17 protein-coding genes are annotated in these 16,960 nt (G+C 47.4%); 5 read left to right on the top strand and 12 right to left on the bottom strand.

What is annotated here, in order from left to right:
- Positions 1-542: 542 nt before the first annotated feature.
- The 6 genes from K8U60_RS16315 to K8U60_RS16290 all read right to left on the bottom strand — a co-directional run bounded on the left by K8U60_RS16315 (position 543) and on the right by K8U60_RS16290 (position 6,741).
- On the bottom strand, positions 543-1,304 hold the full coding sequence (locus tag K8U60_RS16315; protein ID WP_223642575.1) for a MerR family transcriptional regulator: 762 nt from the start codon (positions 1,302-1,304) through the stop codon (positions 543-545).
- A 62-nt stretch (positions 1,305-1,366) separates the two neighbouring features.
- Positions 1,367-3,112: an ABC transporter ATP-binding protein gene (locus K8U60_RS16310; RefSeq protein WP_223642572.1), complete on the bottom strand. Its 1,746-nt coding sequence runs from the start codon at positions 3,110-3,112 to the stop codon at positions 1,367-1,369.
- A 28-nt stretch (positions 3,113-3,140) separates the two neighbouring features.
- Positions 3,141-3,701 (bottom strand): GNAT family N-acetyltransferase, encoded by a 561-nt coding sequence (locus K8U60_RS16305; protein WP_223642570.1) that lies wholly within the window; start codon positions 3,699-3,701, stop codon positions 3,141-3,143.
- Positions 3,702-3,751: 50 nt separating this feature from the next.
- On the bottom strand, positions 3,752-4,969 hold the full coding sequence (locus K8U60_RS16300; RefSeq protein WP_223642568.1) for an MFS transporter: 1,218 nt from the start codon (positions 4,967-4,969) through the stop codon (positions 3,752-3,754).
- A gap of 132 nt (positions 4,970-5,101) precedes the next feature.
- On the bottom strand, positions 5,102-5,413 hold the full coding sequence (locus K8U60_RS16295) for a DUF3817 domain-containing protein (protein WP_223642567.1): 312 nt from the start codon (positions 5,411-5,413) through the stop codon (positions 5,102-5,104).
- Between the two features lie 134 nt (positions 5,414-5,547).
- Positions 5,548-6,741, bottom strand: a complete 1,194-nt coding sequence (locus tag K8U60_RS16290; RefSeq protein ID WP_223642564.1) for a class I SAM-dependent rRNA methyltransferase — start codon at positions 6,739-6,741, stop codon at positions 5,548-5,550.
- Positions 6,742-6,859: 118 nt separating this feature from the next.
- On the opposite strand from K8U60_RS16290, the gene K8U60_RS16285 reads away from it, so the two are divergent.
- Positions 6,860-7,060 carry a hypothetical protein gene (locus K8U60_RS16285; RefSeq protein WP_223642559.1) on the top strand — a complete coding sequence of 67 codons (201 nt, stop codon included), beginning with the start codon at positions 6,860-6,862 and terminating at the stop codon, positions 7,058-7,060.
- 216 nt (positions 7,061-7,276) lie between these two features.
- Here K8U60_RS16285 and K8U60_RS16280 read toward each other — a convergent pair whose 3' ends face one another.
- Together K8U60_RS16280 and K8U60_RS16275 are read right to left on the bottom strand one after the other, a co-directional pair.
- Positions 7,277-7,633, bottom strand: a complete 357-nt coding sequence (locus K8U60_RS16280; RefSeq protein ID WP_223642557.1) for a SpoIIAA family protein — start codon at positions 7,631-7,633, stop codon at positions 7,277-7,279.
- Positions 7,634-7,666: 33 nt separating this feature from the next.
- Complete coding sequence (locus tag K8U60_RS16275) at positions 7,667-8,023, bottom strand: SpoIIAA family protein (RefSeq protein ID WP_223642555.1); 357 nt, start codon at positions 8,021-8,023, stop codon at positions 7,667-7,669.
- A gap of 242 nt (positions 8,024-8,265) precedes the next feature.
- Here K8U60_RS16275 and K8U60_RS16270 point away from each other — a divergent pair, with 242 nt between their 5' ends.
- Complete coding sequence (locus tag K8U60_RS16270; RefSeq protein WP_223642553.1) at positions 8,266-8,919, top strand: GntR family transcriptional regulator; 654 nt, start codon at positions 8,266-8,268, stop codon at positions 8,917-8,919.
- Positions 8,920-9,025: 106 nt separating this feature from the next.
- On the opposite strand, the gene brnQ is transcribed toward K8U60_RS16270, so the two are convergent.
- The gene (gene brnQ, locus K8U60_RS16265; RefSeq protein ID WP_223642551.1) at positions 9,026-10,396 is read right to left on the bottom strand and encodes a branched-chain amino acid transport system II carrier protein; all 1,371 of its coding nucleotides are present in this window, start codon (positions 10,394-10,396) and stop codon (positions 9,026-9,028) included.
- Positions 10,397-10,870: 474 nt separating this feature from the next.
- Here brnQ and K8U60_RS16260 point away from each other — a divergent pair, with 474 nt between their 5' ends.
- Positions 10,871-11,245, top strand: a complete 375-nt coding sequence (locus tag K8U60_RS16260) for a CidA/LrgA family protein (protein ID WP_223642550.1) — start codon at positions 10,871-10,873, stop codon at positions 11,243-11,245.
- Positions 11,246-11,247: 2 nt separating this feature from the next.
- Complete coding sequence (locus K8U60_RS16255; protein ID WP_223642548.1) at positions 11,248-11,940, top strand: LrgB family protein; 693 nt, start codon at positions 11,248-11,250, stop codon at positions 11,938-11,940.
- Between the two features lie 570 nt (positions 11,941-12,510).
- Here K8U60_RS16255 and K8U60_RS16250 read toward each other — a convergent pair.
- The 3 genes from K8U60_RS16250 to K8U60_RS16240 are packed head-to-tail and all read right to left on the bottom strand — an operon-like array spanning position 12,511 to position 15,668.
- Complete coding sequence (locus K8U60_RS16250; RefSeq protein ID WP_223642545.1) at positions 12,511-14,115, bottom strand: ABC transporter permease; 1,605 nt, start codon at positions 14,113-14,115, stop codon at positions 12,511-12,513.
- On the bottom strand, positions 14,115-15,032 hold the full coding sequence (locus tag K8U60_RS16245; RefSeq protein WP_223642543.1) for an ABC transporter ATP-binding protein: 918 nt from the start codon (positions 15,030-15,032) through the stop codon (positions 14,115-14,117). Before K8U60_RS16245 ends, K8U60_RS16250 begins: the two co-directional genes overlap by 1 nt.
- 12 nt (positions 15,033-15,044) lie before the next feature.
- The gene (locus K8U60_RS16240; protein ID WP_223642541.1) at positions 15,045-15,668 is read right to left on the bottom strand and encodes a TetR/AcrR family transcriptional regulator; all 624 of its coding nucleotides are present in this window, start codon (positions 15,666-15,668) and stop codon (positions 15,045-15,047) included.
- 181 nt (positions 15,669-15,849) lie between these two features.
- Between K8U60_RS16240 and K8U60_RS16235 the strand changes: the two genes are divergently transcribed.
- Positions 15,850-16,698, top strand: coding sequence for a transporter substrate-binding domain-containing protein (locus tag K8U60_RS16235; protein WP_223642534.1), 849 nt, complete (start codon positions 15,850-15,852; stop codon positions 16,696-16,698).
- Positions 16,699-16,960: the final 262 nt, after the last annotated feature.

Raw genomic sequence — 16,960 nt, 5'->3', positions numbered from 1 at the left:
GTTGGCCGGTGGAGCTGGACAACACGAAAAGTGAAAGTGCCTGGTCAGCTCTGAAAGGCATAAGACAGACCGGCAGTGTGGCGCTCTTTGCCACGCAGCCGGGTTGGCTTATGACCCGAAGAGCTAGGCACTTGCAACTGGACAACACGAAAAGTGAAAGTGCCTGGTCAGCTCTGAAAGGCATAAGACAGACCGGCTGTGTGGCGCTCTTTGCCACGCAGCCGGGCTGGCTTATGACCCGAAGAGCTAGGCACTTGCAACTGGACAACACGAAAAGTGGAGACGGATAAGCTAAAAACGAGGCTTCCCGCTGCAATAACTTCATCTTTGATCCATACAACAGTCTATTTCTGTGGCTGATTTCAGCTTATGCACGTTCCGGAAAGTTTACGCACGCTTATTAGAATTTATGCACGTTCAAAAAAATTTATGTACGTTCATTGAAATCTAAATTCAGTACACCTCCACCCACAATCAATCCAGACATAAAAAAATGCAGACAACCCGTTTTCGGAGTTGTCCGCAGTTAAAATTCCCTTCTGTTATTGCTGTGCCGTATAGACCTCAATCGCATCCCGCAGGAATTGTGCAGCTCCCGGCTCTACTTTGTCATAGTAGGCAGCAAAGCGATCGTCTGCCACATACATCTCGGCAAGCCCCATATGCGCGTCCTTGCTATAGGTCGGCCACGTAAAGCCCAGCCACCGGCGATGCAGATCAGCCGTTTGCTGCGCCGCTTCGCTCGATGGGTCGCCTGTTCTGAGGGCCTCTTCCAACTGGTCCAGTACCTGCTGCTCCAGGCGTATGAACTCCTGGTATTTCTCTTCGCTCATGTTCAGCATTTTCGCGTTGGATCGGTCGACTAGATCATCGCCGTATTTGCCGCGAATTTCATCTCCATATTGCTTTTCGTTATCCTCCACCAGCTGTTGTTTAAAGCCCTGGAATTTCTCTTTATCAGCCATGATGCTCTCTCCTTCTGTTGCAGAAATGGTTTTTTCCACATTGCTTATCAAGAGGTCCAATTGCAGTCGTTTGGCGAGAAGTTTTTCCCGGTGCTCTTCTAAAGCTTGGGAGCTGCTGAAACCGGGATCATTGACGATGTTCTTTATGTGTTCCAAATCCAGGCCTAGTTCACGATAGAAAAGGATTTGCTGCAGCTTGTCTACTTCCTGCTGGCCATAGATCCGATACCCCGACGAGCTCTTTCTTGCCGGCTTCAAGAGCCCGATCTCATCGTAATAGCGCAATGTCCTTGTACTGATTCCAGCCAAATTCCCTAGTTTTTGTACGGTGTATTCCATCTCTCCACCTCCTGATAAACCCAGCTTACACCTTGACGTTGCGTCAAGGTCAAGTGATCCAGTCAAGTTAATTGCTGTTCAGCAAACTCACGGTAAAGGGAGTGGGAAGCTGTCAGTTCCCGGTGTGTGCCAATGCCCGTGACGCGCCCTTTTTCAATAAAGACGATTTTATCCGCATCCACAATCGTCGACAATCGATGAGCGATCACCAAAGTGGTTCGCCCTTCCATCAAGCGGCTTAACGCCTGCTGAACAATGCCTTCTGACTGGCTGTCCAAGCTTGCAGTCGCTTCGTCCATCATCAGGATTTTGGGATCGCGCAGAAAAGCTCGGGCAATTGCGATCCGCTGACGCTGGCCGCCTGACAATTTGACGCCGCGCTCTCCTACTTCCGTATCCAACCCATCGGCAAAGCCGCGGATAAAATCTTCCGCATAAGCCATACGTGCCACGCGCCAAAGCTCTTCGGATGAAATCGTTTCCGGATCCGGCAAGCCATAGGTCAGATTGGCACGGATCGTACCGCCCATCATGGCACTTTCCTGGGAGACATAACCGATCTGATCGCGCCAGGAAGCGATTGAAATTTCATTGATCGGGATATTGCCAATCGAGATTTCACCGGATGATGACTCATAAAATCGCTCGATCAAGCCGAAAACCGTCGTTTTCCCGCCGCCACTCGGTCCCGCAAATGCAATCATTTCGCCAGGCTGCGCTTCAAAACTTACATCTTCAAGGACTTGCTCCCCTTTTTCATAGGCGAAGCTCAATCCTCTTACTCTCAGCACCTTACCGGCAATATCCATGTCCGGCTTCTGCTCCCGTTCTTCCAAGGGCAGTTCCAAAATACCGATGATGCGTTCTGTTGCGCCTTTGGCTTTTTGAAGTTCTGTAAAAAATCGGGCAAAAGTCGCCATCGGCACGATAATCTGGAATAGGTATAAGAGAAAAGCGACCAGCGATCCTGTGGACATTTCCCCATTCGCCACGCGGATCCCGCCGTAGCCGATGATCGACACGATGACGACCATGACCACCAAGTACATCAGCGGAGCAATCAAGGCATAGATTTTCGCCTCTTTCATGCCGAGTGCAAACAATTTATGGATGCCTTGTACGCCTTTGGTTTCTTCCGTATCTTCAGCTGTCGAGGATTTCATCAGACGGATTTCCCCTAACGTCTGTTGGACATGGCCCGTAAAATGCGCAGTCTCATCCTGCAGATTCCGGGAAATCTTGGCCATTTGGCGCCCTAAAGGGATCATCACCGCAATCGTCAGCGGTACTGCCAGCATCATGACCAGTGTCATCTTCCAGTCCAGAATGACCAAAATGATCACGGCTCCGATAATGGAGATGATGCCTGTGACAAAGGATGGAAAATGGTCCGTAATCAGATTCCGGACAATGCCCGTGTCGTTGACGACCCGGCTCACCGTTTCACCGCTGGAGTGCTGATCGAAATAGCTGACGCGCAGCCGGATCAACTGAGCCCACATCCGTTCCCGTAAGCCTGCTACTACCCGCTGCCCCACCATGCTCAGCAAGTAAATCGAAACCCCGTTGATGATGGCCTGCACGATAAAAGCAACGCCGATTCCAGCAATCAACGGAACACTGAGCGAGTCGAGTGAAAAACCATCGACCAGGTTTTTCGTCAACAATGGGACCACCAAGCCGACGAGCGTCGTAATTAAACTGGCAAACAACCCCACTGCAAGTGCGAGCTTCGGAATCTTCAGTGTCAATAACAGCGAAATGAACGGCTTCAGACCTGCATCTTTGTCTTTGTCTTGCTTCTTCATAATAAAAGCCCCTGTTCTTTGGGTCGCATCAAGCGAATTTTGCGTAAATGCATGTATCGGTCAAGCGTTTTCCGTCCACAGAGCGCTCGTCATTCTTCAGCGTCCCTTCCAGGACATAGCCGAGCTTCTCAGGAATGGCGCGGCTTTTGAGGTTTTCAGCGTCGCATTGAATTTCTAGGCGATTGCATTTCAGTGTCGTGAAAGCCAGTTCAGTCAATGCCGAAACAGCCTCTGCCATATACCCTTTTCCGGTCGCTCTGGAATCCAGCCAATACCCAATTTCCATCTTTGGCACATCCCATTCAATGGCGTGGAAGCCAGTAGAGCCGATAAAGCTTCCTGTCTCTTTATCAAAAACCAGGTAACGAAGGGATTCCCTTTTCAGGAAATTCAAATGCGATTCCAGTTGATTGATTTCCGTTTCCTCTGGAGACGGCTCCTCCTGCGCAAATCCGAGCCACGGCTTCAGGTCGTCGAGTGAAGCCTGAATCGCTGCATTCACTGCCTTTCCATCTCCAGGCATCGGCATCCGCAGCAGCAAACGCTCCGTTCTTATTTCTGTTGGCACTTCGGGCAAATTTTTCGTCATCCAGCATTCTCCTTTACTCGTTTAACTCATTCCAACGGCCACACTCCCCTTTAAGAAGCGGCGACTATTTTCCGGTCACGCGGCAGCCACAGGCCGACCAAGCCGATAATCGGCAGGAAGGATACAACCACCATCGTTTCGTAGACACCGATGGCATCCATTAAAATACCGATGACAACAGCACCGATCGCACCCATACCAAAAGCCAGGCCAACGGTCAATCCAGCCATCGTGCCGATTTTGCTTGGCACGAGTTCCTGGGCATAGACGACCGTGACGGAAAAACTCAGCATAATGAAAAATCCGATCAATGCCAGGAAAATCAGCACAGCGTAAAGCGGCAGGTACGGCAATAAAGCGGCAAGCGGAATCGGGACGATGATGGAAAGAAGAATAACGTTCTTCCGGCCGATTTTATCCGCCATTGGCCCTCCGAAAAAGGTACCGGCCGCTCCGACACCAAGAAACAGGAACACATACAGTTGTCCCTGCTGAATCGTCAGACCATAAGATTCAATCAGATGAAAAATATAAAAGCTTGTCATATTGGTGACGTAGAAAGAACGGGCAAAAATAATGATCATCAGGAGAGCCAATGCGATACCCACTTGTTTTTTCGTCATTTCCGGCAGAGAAGACAATAACACTTTCTTCACTTTCTGAAGCTTTTCCTGCTCCAGCTGCCGCTTGTACCAGATGGAGATTTTCGTCAGGATAAAAATACCGAGCGCAGCGACAAACAGGAACAAGGCAGCGCCTATCTGGCCGAGCGGCACGAGGATGAAAGCACTGATCAGTGGAGCAAGCGCCTGGCCCGAGTTCCCCCCTACCTGGTAAATCGACTGGGATAAGCCTCGCTTGGACCCAGCCGCCATATAGGAGACACGCGAGCCTTCCGGATGGAAAACAGCAGAACCCAGACCCAGGAATATGACCGAAACGAGAATCATCCAATATTCAGGGGCAAACGCCAATCCTGCAATGCCAAAAAATGAGCTTGTCATGCCGAGCGGAAGTGCATAAGGCATCGGCTTTTTATCACTGATGAATCCCACAACCGGCTGCAGCAAAGATGCTACGATATTCAGCACAAAAGCGATCAAGCCCAACTGAGTGAACGTTAATCCGAGATCCGCTTCAAGTATCGGGAACATCGCCGGAATTACTGCCTGTAAAGAATCATTCAGCAAATGGCAGCCGCCAATCGCAAACATTACCGGATAAACTGGATTTCCGGCTAAAGAAGAAGAACTTATCGCTTTCGCCATGGCGTTACCCCCAATACAAATCTGTAAATTACAATAGTTCCATTATAGAGGAGTTCGGCACCTTTCGATAACCCCAAATAAAAACACCTGCAGGAAAGCCTGCAGGTGTCTGATTCATCACTTTTGAGGCATTTATGCAGCAGAAGTTTTCAGCTGCTGCCAATTTTCAAGCCGTTTATCTAAAACGAAATTGCCGAACGGCAGGAAGGCCGAAGCAACGGCTCCGATGGAGAAACGGAACGGCCATCTGAAGATGAATGTCATGTAGACAGTCACTAAGATATAGACGGTGAACAGGGCTCCGTGAATCGGTCCGATCACGCTGACCGCCTCCGGAAATCCAACAAAGTATTTTAACGGCATTGCAACAAAAAGCAGGATCAATAACGAACCGCCTTCGAGCAAGCCCATGAAACGAAATGTTCCCAATGCATTCTTAAACATCCACTATCCCTCACAATCTGCTTCCATTATAGAAGCACAGCAGATTGCTGTACAGGGATTAGCGGAAGAAAAGAAGCAGCATTTGGCTCCCTCTGCAATTTTTCGTCACAAACGCCGATCCACCACTTACTCCCTCAGCTCAATTTCACGAAAAGAACTTTCAGGTAATCGCCTTCTTTAAATTCCTTTTGTACGCGAAAATCACTCGGCAACGTGAATTCCTCAACAATGCTGTATTTGCCGCCAAGATCTTTAAAGGCTTTATCAATAAACCCTTTAAACTTTTTCATGCCAAAAGAGGCACTGTTGGTCGAAGCGACAATGACGCCATTTTTTTCCGTAATGGCAATCGCTTCTTTCATCAGATTTGTATAGTCCTTGGAAGTGCTGAAGGTGTATTTTTTTGAACGCGCAAAGCTTGGCGGATCTAAAATGACCACGTCGAACTTCAATTCTTTCCGTTTGGCGTATTTAAAATAATTGAAGACGTCCATCACCAGGATATCCTGGGTCTCGAAATCGATGCCATTGACGCTGAATTGCTCGATTGTCTTGCTGGAGCTTCTTTTCGCCAGGTCGACACTCGTCGTCTTCACCGCTCCACCAAGTGCTGCCGCTACTGAAAAAGCACCTGTATACGAGAAGGTGTTGAGTACGGTTTTGTCTTTGGCATACTTCTGTTTAATGGCATTACGGACATCCCGCTGATCCAGGAAAATCCCCGTCATGGCTCCGTCGTTTAAGTAAACAGCAAAATTCACACCGTTTTCTTTGACGATCAATGGGAATTCACCGCGCTCGCCTGTAACGAAATCGTCTTCTTCAATATACTGCCCTTTTGTATCAAATCGTTTTTTCTGGTAGATGCCTTTGCATTCAGCAACATTCTGAAGCGCCGCAATCACCTGGTCTTTAAAGGTATATACCCCTTCACTGTACCAGCTGAGCAGATAGAAGCCGTCGTAATAGTCGATGATCAATCCTCCGAAACCATCGCCTTCCCCGTTAAAGACGCGGAAGGCCGTCGTTTCTGGGTTGTTGAAAAACGATTTTCTATGGGCAATAGCTGTTGCCAGCTTGCGCTCAATAAACGCCTGATCAATGGCTTCCTGTTCATCGCGCGTCAAAATCCAACCAAAGCCTTTGTTTTGCTGGCCATAATAGCCTTTTGCCAAGAACCGTCCCTGCTTGTCTGTCAGCTTCAGGATGCTGCCCTCGGTTTGCAGAACCTCCGGATTGTCCAACGCCTCTTTGGTGATCAACGGGTAGCCCTTGGCATATTCCGCCTTGAATTTATCTGTTAGTTTAATTGAAATTTCCGATTTCATCGTTTCTCATCCTATCTGTAAAACACCATTTTGCTTTATAATTAGTGTATACGATAGCTGTCCTTATTCCCACCCTGGCCATGTGAATTTTCCAAGACTGCCCATAGGAGGAATTGCCATGAAGCAGAAGTTCCATGTCTACAACATTCTCTTGACGACCGGGGAACACCTGGAGAATATCCGGATTGAAGGGCCTTTGGAAGACCATTTCTCCGGTGTCGCGGTAAGTCTGTTCCCTGTCGAGGATATGGAAGGAAAAACGATTGTCCTGAGCATTTTTCATATCGTCAAAGCGGATTTGATTAAAGTGGAGGGGTAAATCCTTTATCTGCAAAAAAAAGAAGCGTTTCGCATGCTATCTGCGAAACGCTTTTTCAATGCTTATGAAATAAACTTTTCAGCTTTTCCATTTAGTGGCCAGGCTCCAGCACCCAGATTCTGGGGTCATAAGCCACTCTGGCTGGGCGGCTGAAAAAACGCCGCTTCGCCAGCGCGTCTTATGCCCGTCGAATCTACACGGGCGCTTGCGCTTTTCCTACTCCTGGATCCATTCCCAGGCTTCATTCATTTCATCCATTTGGAAATGCTTGACTTCAAGCTTCGGCAGCAGGCTTTCCATTTCCGTCAGCTGCTCATTCAAATGAGTGGAGCTGATGACGGCGAATTTATGGAATTGGTTCCATGCATCCATATTCACCTGCATGCTTTCTCCAAGACCCGTAAAAACAGCGTCTTCAACGCCATTTATCACGGCATAAATATTGAACTTTCCTTTGTCTTCAAACTTCTCCTGGATAATCTTGTCGATCTTCAATGCATCTTCACGCGTCGCTGTTCCTTCAAATTCAATCGCGATGGTTTCTGTGTCTTTACTTGGCACAAAAGATAGCATATGTCCCCTCCTCCGGTTCATTGTCTAAACTGCTCATTCTTTAATCCAGCTCCATGCCTGCTCCATTTCATCCATATTGAAATGTTTGGCTTTGATGCCTGGGAGAAAATCACTGATAGTGGTCATCGTTTCAAGTGATTTCTTTTCGCTGACGACAGCTAGCTTATTGTATTGGCTCCAGCGCTTCATATCGATTTTGGCTTCTTCCATAAGTGCTTTGGCTGTCGGCATCTTCACTTCCTGCATAATGGCATAGGCATTAAACGGCTGATCTTTTGAAAAGTTCTCTTCAATCGACTGCTCCAGCTTTTGCAGGTCTTCTTTTGTCACCGTCCCACTCACTTCAAAAGCGAGGGTCTGTGGATCCTGACTCGGAATAAATGACAGCATTTCTATTCCTCTCCATCCGTTATAGGTCTGATGTTACTTTTCCTATTCCCTATTTGGCAGTCAGCAAACGGCAGCCTATAGACATATTGATGCTATTCACTGATATATTGCATAAAATATTTCATTGGTAGTCTGAATTGGTGTATAATGGGACAAACAACAACTTCAATTTAGCAGGAACTTTTCAATCCCGCTGTTCCTCGGAGCTTGATAAAAAAAGCAGTAAAAAAGGAGAGCTTTCAATGCCTATTCCAGTCGATCATTCGAAGCCCGTTCGTGTCTCAGCAAAAGAAAGCGCTTATCTTCAATTGCAGCAATGGATCATTGACGGCACTCTGCAACCAGAAGAAAAATTAATCGATACGGAACTGGCACAAGCTTTGAGCTTAAGCAGAACCCCTATCCGTGAAGCACTTCAATTATTGGAAGTTCAGGGATTTGTCGAGATGTTTCCTGGCAAAGCCACTCGTGTCACGAACATAAAAAAAGATGATCTCAAGAATCTTCTGCCGCCACTTGCTGTTCTGCAGGCACTTGCAGCGGAGCTGGCCATTCCCAATCTCGATGATCAGACGTTCCAATTAATGCATGAAACCAATGAGCGGTTCATCAAAGCGATTGATAGCCAGGACGGTTTTTCAGCTTTAAAAATTGATCAGGAGTTCCATCAGATCATCGTTGATGCTGCAAATAATTCTTATATCCATTCAATGCTCGGCAGCCTTCAATCCCATGTCAGAAGACAATTTTTCCATCATTCACTGATGTTGACCAAAAGCTCCTACGACGAGCATGTCCAGATCATTCAAACGCTGAAGGAAAGAGATCCGGAAAAAGTGTCACAGATCATGAAATCCAATTGGGTACGCACCATAGAAGAGCTTACGGCTGTATAAGTGTTTAAACAATTGAAAAAGCTGTATCAAAAGCGAGGGGGCTTTTGATACAGCTTTTTATTTTGCAGCTGATCCGGTTTTCCGGACCAGCCATTGTTGCCGATGATTAAGCGTTGTGTTGAGCCGTTTGGACCTTCACATGTTTCTTGCTGCGGGCAATGACAGTCGTAATTGCAATGACGATCAATGCAGGCAAGAGCCATCCAAGACCGTTGTTGTAGAGTGGCAAGGAAGCTGTGTAAAAATCGACAACTGCCTGCAGCCAAGTCGGATTAGCGACACCCAGCGAAGAAGTCAAGGTCTTCAATCCGTCGATGATGCTGATGAAGAACGTAACGACGATTGTCGATACGTAAACCAACTGAGCGTGTCTGAACAATGGCGACAAGAAAGCCAAAATGATCAGCACGATCGCCAATGGGTAAAGGAACATCAGGACAGGAATCGAATACGTAATGATATTCGAAAGGCCGGCATTGGTGACAACCAGCGAAAAGACAGAGAAAATGACCACATAAGTCTTGTAACTGATTTTCGGCGTCAGTTTATGGAAAAATTCAGCATTGGCCACTGTTAAGCCGATTGCAGTTGTTAAACAAGCCAAGATGATGATGACCGCCAATAAAGTGGCACCGAAAGTTCCAAAGTAATGATTGGAAGCTCCACTTAAAACAGGTCCGCCTGTGTCCAAAAGGCCCAAAGTTCCTGTACTTGTTGATCCGAGTAAAGCAATTCCCGTGTAGACGATTGCTAAAATTGCCGCTGCCACCACTCCACTTTTCAACGTAGCAGCTAAGACGCCTTTAGGCGAATTCACACCCAGTTTGCGGACGGCTGAAATGACGATAATCCCGAAAACCAATGAAGCGAGTGCATCCATCGTGTTATAGCCTTCCGTGAAGCCCGTAAAGAACGCATCATTTGCATAAGCAGGCTGTGGTGCTTCCTGCTTGCCCATTGGATTGACAAAGGCTGTAACCAGTAATGCTCCCAACGTAAGAAGAATTGCCGGTGAAAGAATCTTCCCGATGCTGTCCACCATTTTTGATGGATTCAGTGATACAACCAACGACACTGCAAAGAAGATGAGGGAGAATACAAGAAGACCGATTACGGCATTCCCTTCCCCAACAAATGGTGCAATCCCCACTTCATATGAAACTGCGCCTGTTCTTGGCAATGCGAAGAAGGGTCCGATTGTCAAATACAGCATGGCTGTAAAGATCAGTCCATATACCGGATGTACACGGCTCGATAAATCTTGCAAGTCGTTGCTTTTCGAATAACCGATTGCCAATATTCCAAGCAAAGGCAAACCGACACCGGTAATCAAGAATCCGAATATCGCTATCCAGACATTCGTTCCTGCGTATTGCCCTAGCTGAGCGGGGAAAATTAAGTTTCCTGCTCCAAAGAACAATGCAAACAACATCATCCCTACTATTGCATACGATTTAAATGACAACTTACTATCCATTTCCATTTCCTCCTAAATTTAAAGCCGATGGCTTGAATCATCTTATCCATAATCTTGAAATAATACATTTTCGTTTTAAAAAATGTATGCGATATATTGCATAAAGTAATAATACAACAAATCGTTTAAAAAGCAAGCTTTATAATTCAAAGTTTTCTTAAATTCTGTCTATTTCGGGAATCGGAATTTTATCTTCATTTTTTTAATATAGTATATATACTTTGAGCTGCATAAAAACTCGATTGCGGGAGATAAACTGATGCAGTTTAAGACAGCATTCCATAAGGTTGCAAGACTCTCCTAGACATGCAGCTATCCACTAAAAATACATTCACCGACTTTTCATTGAAATTTCTGATTCAATTGAAGAAGCATGGAATCTGTCCTCGCTTTTCAAATGAAATGCTGTAAAATAACTCATTATGGAAACAATTTGGCTTTCATTTCATAACTAACCGGAAGGTGGCGTTCCCTTTGAAAATCATTCACATCATTCTTCAGCTTCTCGCCATCACCGGATTTTATTTGATCGGAGAAGGGGTACAGGACTTTTTCAACATTCCGTTGCCAGGAAGCATCGTCGGGTTCCTTTTGTTGTTTGCTGCACTTATGCTGAAAATCTATCCACTCCAATGGATCGACTCCGGAGCGCATTTCCTGCTGGCATTCCTTTCCCTTTACTTTATCCCGGCTACCGTTGGCGTTGTTGAATACGGGGAGTTGTTTTCAGGGAAAGGCATGCTGCTGATTCCGATTGTGATAATCAGTACATTCCTCACAATGGCGGCTGCGGGGTGGGTCAGCCAATATACAGCGAAAGCAAGTCCCGAACGAAAGGAGCGATCCTGATTATGGAATTCAATCTGCTGGCCGCTTTTTTCGCAGTTCTGACCGTTGCGATTTACTTGCTGACCAACTCCTTGTATCTAAAGTACAGAAAGACCTTACTGAATCCGGTACTTGCTTCTACAGCGATCATCGCCGTTATTTTAGTAGTGGGAAACATTCCTTACGATACTTATATGATGGGCGGAAGCTGGATCGGCACACTCCTCGGCCCTGCAGTTGTCGCCTTGGCGGTACCGCTCTACAAACAAAGGAAGTTGCTTTTCACTAACCTGCTGCCCATTGTTTCGGGTATTGCGACAGGCGTAGTTGTTGGGATGGCAAGCGGTATTCTGTTTACTCAGCTGTTCCGCTTTTCAGAAGAGCTGATTCTGACGGTATTGCCGAAATCACTAACGACACCAGTCGCCATGCAGGTTGCCGGCAACCTTGGCGGCATCCCTTCACTAGCCGCAGTTTTCGTGATGGTGGCGGGATTCACGGGCTATATCGTCGGGCCTGCCCTGCTCAACTGGCTGCATATTGACTCGGCGATCGGCCGCGGCATCGGCCTTGGTACTTCGGCACATGGCATGGGAACTGCAAAAGCATTTGAATATGGCCAACAGGAAGCCTCGATGAGCTCGGTTGCGATGACCTTGAGTGCAGTATTCGGCGCCTTATTAGGCCCAGTAGCTGCTTGGCTGCTGCTTTTGTAAAACCTAAAAGAGCCCTCTTTCCAAATTGGAAAGAGGGCTCTTTTACTGTAGACAAAATTTATCCAAAATAAACAGCGGTACACAATTCCCAACCGGTCCAGCCACTTCGCTTTCCGTGGGCTCAGCTTCAGCCTCCTCGTCACTGAAAACCATGCTCCTGCATCGCTGCGCTAGCTTCGTCGCAAAGGCTTGGCCTCACAAGTTTCGGCCATTGCCTTTCCTGCGGGGTCTTCAGCTTTCGTCGCTGCGCTGCTCCCACAGGAGTCTTCGTGGCCAGCCCGGTTGGGGGCATGCTGCTTCAATCAAAGAGAGAAGCTTGCTAGTCAATATCAGGAAATGTAGTCTCTACAAACCTGGTAAATCCTTCACTCAAGGATCCGGAGCGCCAGGCGGCGACTCCTGCGGGAACAGTGAAGTGCCGAAATCCACTCGGGCGCCAGTCCGAGTTAGTTCGGCGCGAACCCGCGGAAAGCGTCCGCCTGAAGCGCAGCATCCGGTTTAAAAATGATGAAATGAATCTTCATTACTTAATTAATATAAATATCCTTTTCATGTTGTTCAAACCTATCATCACCTTCCAATATCCCGGCGATTGAAACCAACGAAGCCAATTGCCGTCAGAATCACTGCCACTACCGTCAGCATGACCGCGTTGAGATAATTCATTTCTTCAATCGGTATTTCAGATACATAGCCGAAAGGCGTCAATTTCCCTACCCATTCCGGAAACTGGAACAGGCCGCCCAAGTAAATGACGAAAAATGAGAAAGCCAGATACAGCCACATGGCACTGGCCAGATTCGGAGCCCAGCCAAGAAGCACCACCGCCAAGCCGATCATGGCAAGCATCGCAGGCAAGTAAGCCATTGCGGAGCCGTAGTACATGCCCAGCGACAGCTGCTCATCCATCATGGCATTCCCCACCAATCCAAGGCCAAGCGCTGCTAAAGACAGCATGATGAACCCGGTCAACACAGACATCCCAAGGTAACTGCCCATCACGTGGTTTCTGGAAACCGATCGGCTTACGACATGTTCAAGCCGGTCGTTCTTTTCCTCAGTCTTCAGTTTAAGAACAGCCAACAACACAGGAATGGTCCCTAAAATAGCCATGACAGCCATCAGCACCGGAATAAATTGTTCTGTCAGTGAAAATCCTTCTGCTTGAACAATCATTTGCTGCATCAGGTCAATGTCTTCAAAAAACAACTCCAGGTCTCCAAGAACCGAACCATACGAAGCACCGATCAGCAGCAATCCCACTGCCCAGGCGATCAGTCCGGTCCGCTGTAGCCGGAAGACAAGTCCGAATGGGCTTAACAGTGACCTGGAGGCATTTGCCTTTCCAGCCCGTGAAGGTAGAAAACCGGAGCCGAGATCACGAATGGAATTGAGATACAAAGCCAGTGCCATCAACAGCACCGCTCCCGCCACCGTCAATAAAATCGGCCACCAATAATTATTCACATACGCTTCAGACCGTAAAATCCAGCCAAGCGGTGAAAACCAGGACAAGGTTTCGTTTGTTACGTCCCCGATGGCCCGGATCATATAGGCCAGCAGCAAAACGGTAATCGACAAGCCAAGCGCAGTTCTGGCATTCGGCGACAGCTGTGCACAGACAGCCGCAATGCCGGCAAAGACCATTCCGGTGGCTCCCAAAGCAGCACCGTACACAAGAGACCCCTCCAAATCTACACTGTCAATGCCTAAAGCGGTTAAGGAAAAAGCAGTCAACAGCGCCAGAACAATATTGGCGCCAGTCAATACCAGCAAAATCGACAGGAGATTCGACAAGCGCCCTACAGGCAACGAACGGACCATTTCAATGCGCCCATCTTCTTCGTCTGTCCGCGTATGGCGGGTCACCAGCAAAATGCTCATCAAGCCGACCACCACTGCAGTCATCAACAGCATCTCGTGGGCTGTCATGGCTCCGACCGTATAATTATCAAGCCCATAGCCTGGCCCCACCATCGCAGTCATGGCTGGATTGCGCATCGTTTCAGCCATCGCCTGCCGTTCTTCCTGGTTCTGATACAGTCCAACAAAAGCTAAGGCGATGATTGCAGAAACAGCCGCAAACGACACCAGCCAGATCGGCAAGCGCAGACGGTCGCGGCGCAAGACAAAACGAATCAGTGTTCCGGTGCCATCAAAAAGATGTCTGGTCATTATGATTCGCCTCCTGCTCCTGATTCCACCGCTTTGCCGGTTCCCTCATAATGGCGCATGAACAGCTCTTCCAGAGTTGGCGGCGAGCTTTCGATTCGGCTCACGCCAAACCGGCTGATGTAGCGGATGACATGATCCACTTCGCTTGTTTCGACCTGAAAGGACAGGGCCGAACCTTTCTGCTGGATGCCACTGACTCCTTTGAGTTCTTCCAGACCGGCAATCGGCTCTTTGGTTTCGACCAGCAGAATCGTTCCCGTCAAATGCCGAAGTTCTTTCAGCGTGCCCGTTTCAATGATTTTCCCTTCGCGGATAATCGCCACTTTGTCACAGAGCTTTTCAACTTCCGACAAGATGTGGCTGGATAACAAAATACTTTTCCCTTGTTTTTTCGCTTCCATCGCATATTCCTGGAAAACCCGTTCCATGAGGGGATCGAGTCCAGAAGTCGGCTCGTCCAGGACATACAGATCCACATCGGACGAGAATGCTGCAATCAAAGCCACTTTCTGCCGATTTCCTTTGGAATAGGTGCGGCATTTCTTTGTCGGATCCAAATCGAATTTCTGGATCAATTCCTGCCGCCGGTCCAAATTATTGCCCCCACGCAATTTGACGAACAGGTCAATGACCTCTCCCCCTGTGAGGTTTGGCCATAGACTGATATCCCCCGGCACATAAGCCACCCGTTTGTGGATTTCCACGGCGTCTTTCCAGGAATCCTTTCCGAAAATTTCAGCACGGCCGTCAGTAGCTTTCAAAATACCGAGAAGAACACGCAGCGTCGTTGACTTTCCTGCCCCGTTCGGTCCGATGAAGCCGTAGATCTCTCCTTCGCCCACTTCAATGTTCACTCCGTCCAACGCCGCAAAATCCCCAAACTTCTTCGTCAGATCGATCGTTCTCAAAACTGTCATGGCTAACCCTCCTCAATTCGTATAGAAACTTTTCTTCAAAATATCGAGGTATTCATAAAATTCATCCCAGTACGGTGCGAAATCCAGTTCGGTCATCTTTTTCCCCTGCAACCTTTGCAGGAGATCTCGCTGATAGCCATCAACTCCCCAACGGATTAAATTGAACGCCTTGTCCACGTCCACGTCTTTTCTAAAAAGCTTTTTATCGATGCCTTCGTACAGCAATGCATATCCCTGCTGTTGCAATTGTTCATAGCGCTTCTGCAGATGTGGAGGCAGATCCAGATCTTTCGTCAGCATGAAGGTCACCATAAAGTTGAAGACTTGCTCGTTTTCCAACTGCGCTTTCATTTTTATTTGAGCTGCTCCTTTCAGCCGCTTGATAAAATCGGTTTCATTGATATCCACCAAACTCAAGTATTCATCGATGATGAAATTCAAACTGTATTCAATGAGGTATTCATATAAGTCTTTTTTATTTTTAAAGTAGTAGAACAGCATCCCTTTCCCAATACCCGCCTGTTTGACGATGCGATTGGTCGAAGCTTTCCCATAACCATTTTCGGCAAATTCCATCAATGCCGATTCAAGGATTTTCTGCTGCTTTTGAGGATCGAGATTCTCAAATTTCTCCATATCCATGCCCTCTTTCTGAACTTTAGACCAACGTGGTCGACTACAGAATACACCTTTCGACCATACGGGTCAATACATTCATCTAAATAATCTGATTTCTTAATTTGCAGATTAAACCGTTGCTCCCGCTCTCATAGAATGCTATCTTTTAGGTGCAATCATATTAGAGGAGGAAGACTCATTGAAAACATTATTTTCCCGTAAAAATGCTGCAGCAGTTGCCGGCCTGATGACGTTATTGCTCGTGGGTGCTTGTGGAAACAACGACGATACAGCTTCTGAAGAAACAACAACCGCCTGGGATGAAATCCAGGAAGAAGGGAGCCTGACTGTCGCGACATCAGGTACCTTGTACCCTACCTCCTACCGCGAAGAAGGATCGGACGAATTGACCGGCTTCGAAGTGGAAGTGGTTCGCGCAATCGGGGAACGCCTTGAATTGGAAGTCGAATTCACGGAACTCGGATTTGATGAAATGCTGACGTCCGTCCAAACTGGCCAAGTGGACATTGCGGCCAACGATATTGAAATTACGGAAGACCGCCAAGATAACTTTATTTTCTCTACACCGTTCAAATATTCTTACGGCACGGCAATCGTCCGTTCAGGTGACTTGTCCGGCATCGAGACATTGGAGGACCTGGAAGGCAAAAAAGCTGCTGGTGCTTCAACTTCCGTCTATATGGAGACCGCACGTGAATATGGCGCTGAAGAAGTGGTCTACGACAATGCGACCAATGAAACCTATTTGCGTGATGTTGCCATCGGCCGCACGGATGTCATCTTGAACGATTATTACCTGCAGACATTAGCGATTGCTGCATTTCCGGAACTGGAGATCACTATCCATCCGGATTTGAAGTACAGTCCATCCGAGGTTGGCGTTGTTATGAATGAAAACAACGAAGAGCTGGCCGAAAACGTTAATCGCGTAATCGAAGAAATGCTGGAAGACGGCACAATCGCCGAAATTTCAGCAGAGTTCTTTAACGGCGCTGATGTGACAGAACAAGTTGATATTGAAGAATGAGACAAAAGAAGCCGCTCTTGATGGAGTGGCTTCTTTTTCTGTTGCCGGGTGGCTTCTTCCAATTAATTGGAGATACTTTCTGATTGGGCAAAAATACTTTCCATTTCACCCAACATACTTTTCAATTGAGCCGGAATACTTACCAATACCGCCCAGATACTTTCAGTCGACAGGAAAGCTGCACCTGCCCCATCTTTCCCTGTTCTCCCAAAAGCTTTATACTAAATGGAATAAGCACGAATAGTCTGTAAATGGAGATGAG

Origin of the sequence: Planococcus circulans (assembly GCF_020023385.1) — a bacterium.
GTDB lineage: Bacteria > Bacillota > Bacilli > Bacillales_A > Planococcaceae > Planococcus.
Note: the sequence above shows the minus strand (reverse complement) of the source record. Positions and strands in the feature narration are given on the sequence as shown.

Excerpts from the sequence above, each read along its gene's own strand:
- K8U60_RS16275 (WP_223642555.1), bottom strand. The coding sequence starts at position 8,023 with ATGCTGTCATTTATTCCGAGTCAGGATCCACAGACCCTCGCTTTTGAA.
- K8U60_RS16240 (WP_223642541.1), bottom strand. The coding sequence starts at position 15,668 with ATGGAGAAATTTGAGAATCTCGATCCTCAAAAGCAGCAGAAAATCCTT.
- K8U60_RS16285 (WP_223642559.1), top strand. The coding sequence starts at position 6,860 with ATGAAGCAGAAGTTCCATGTCTACAACATTCTCTTGACGACCGGGGAA.
- K8U60_RS16250 (WP_223642545.1), bottom strand. The coding sequence starts at position 14,115 with ATGACCAGACATCTTTTTGATGGCACCGGAACACTGATTCGTTTTGTC.
- K8U60_RS16255 (WP_223642548.1), top strand. The coding sequence starts at position 11,248 with ATGGAATTCAATCTGCTGGCCGCTTTTTTCGCAGTTCTGACCGTTGCG.
- K8U60_RS16280 (WP_223642557.1), bottom strand. The coding sequence starts at position 7,633 with ATGCTATCTTTTGTGCCAAGTAAAGACACAGAAACCATCGCGATTGAA.
- K8U60_RS16245 (WP_223642543.1), bottom strand. The coding sequence starts at position 15,032 with ATGACAGTTTTGAGAACGATCGATCTGACGAAGAAGTTTGGGGATTTT.
- K8U60_RS16290 (WP_223642564.1), bottom strand. The coding sequence starts at position 6,741 with ATGAAATCGGAAATTTCAATTAAACTAACAGATAAATTCAAGGCGGAA.
- K8U60_RS16310 (WP_223642572.1), bottom strand. The coding sequence starts at position 3,112 with ATGAAGAAGCAAGACAAAGACAAAGATGCAGGTCTGAAGCCGTTCATT.
- K8U60_RS16305 (WP_223642570.1), bottom strand. The coding sequence starts at position 3,701 with ATGACGAAAAATTTGCCCGAAGTGCCAACAGAAATAAGAACGGAGCGT.
- K8U60_RS16270 (WP_223642553.1), top strand. The coding sequence starts at position 8,266 with ATGCCTATTCCAGTCGATCATTCGAAGCCCGTTCGTGTCTCAGCAAAA.
- K8U60_RS16315 (WP_223642575.1), bottom strand. The coding sequence starts at position 1,304 with ATGGAATACACCGTACAAAAACTAGGGAATTTGGCTGGAATCAGTACA.
- K8U60_RS16300 (WP_223642568.1), bottom strand. The coding sequence starts at position 4,969 with ATGGCGAAAGCGATAAGTTCTTCTTCTTTAGCCGGAAATCCAGTTTAT.
- brnQ (WP_223642551.1), bottom strand. The coding sequence starts at position 10,396 with ATGGATAGTAAGTTGTCATTTAAATCGTATGCAATAGTAGGGATGATG.
- K8U60_RS16295 (WP_223642567.1), bottom strand. The coding sequence starts at position 5,413 with ATGTTTAAGAATGCATTGGGAACATTTCGTTTCATGGGCTTGCTCGAA.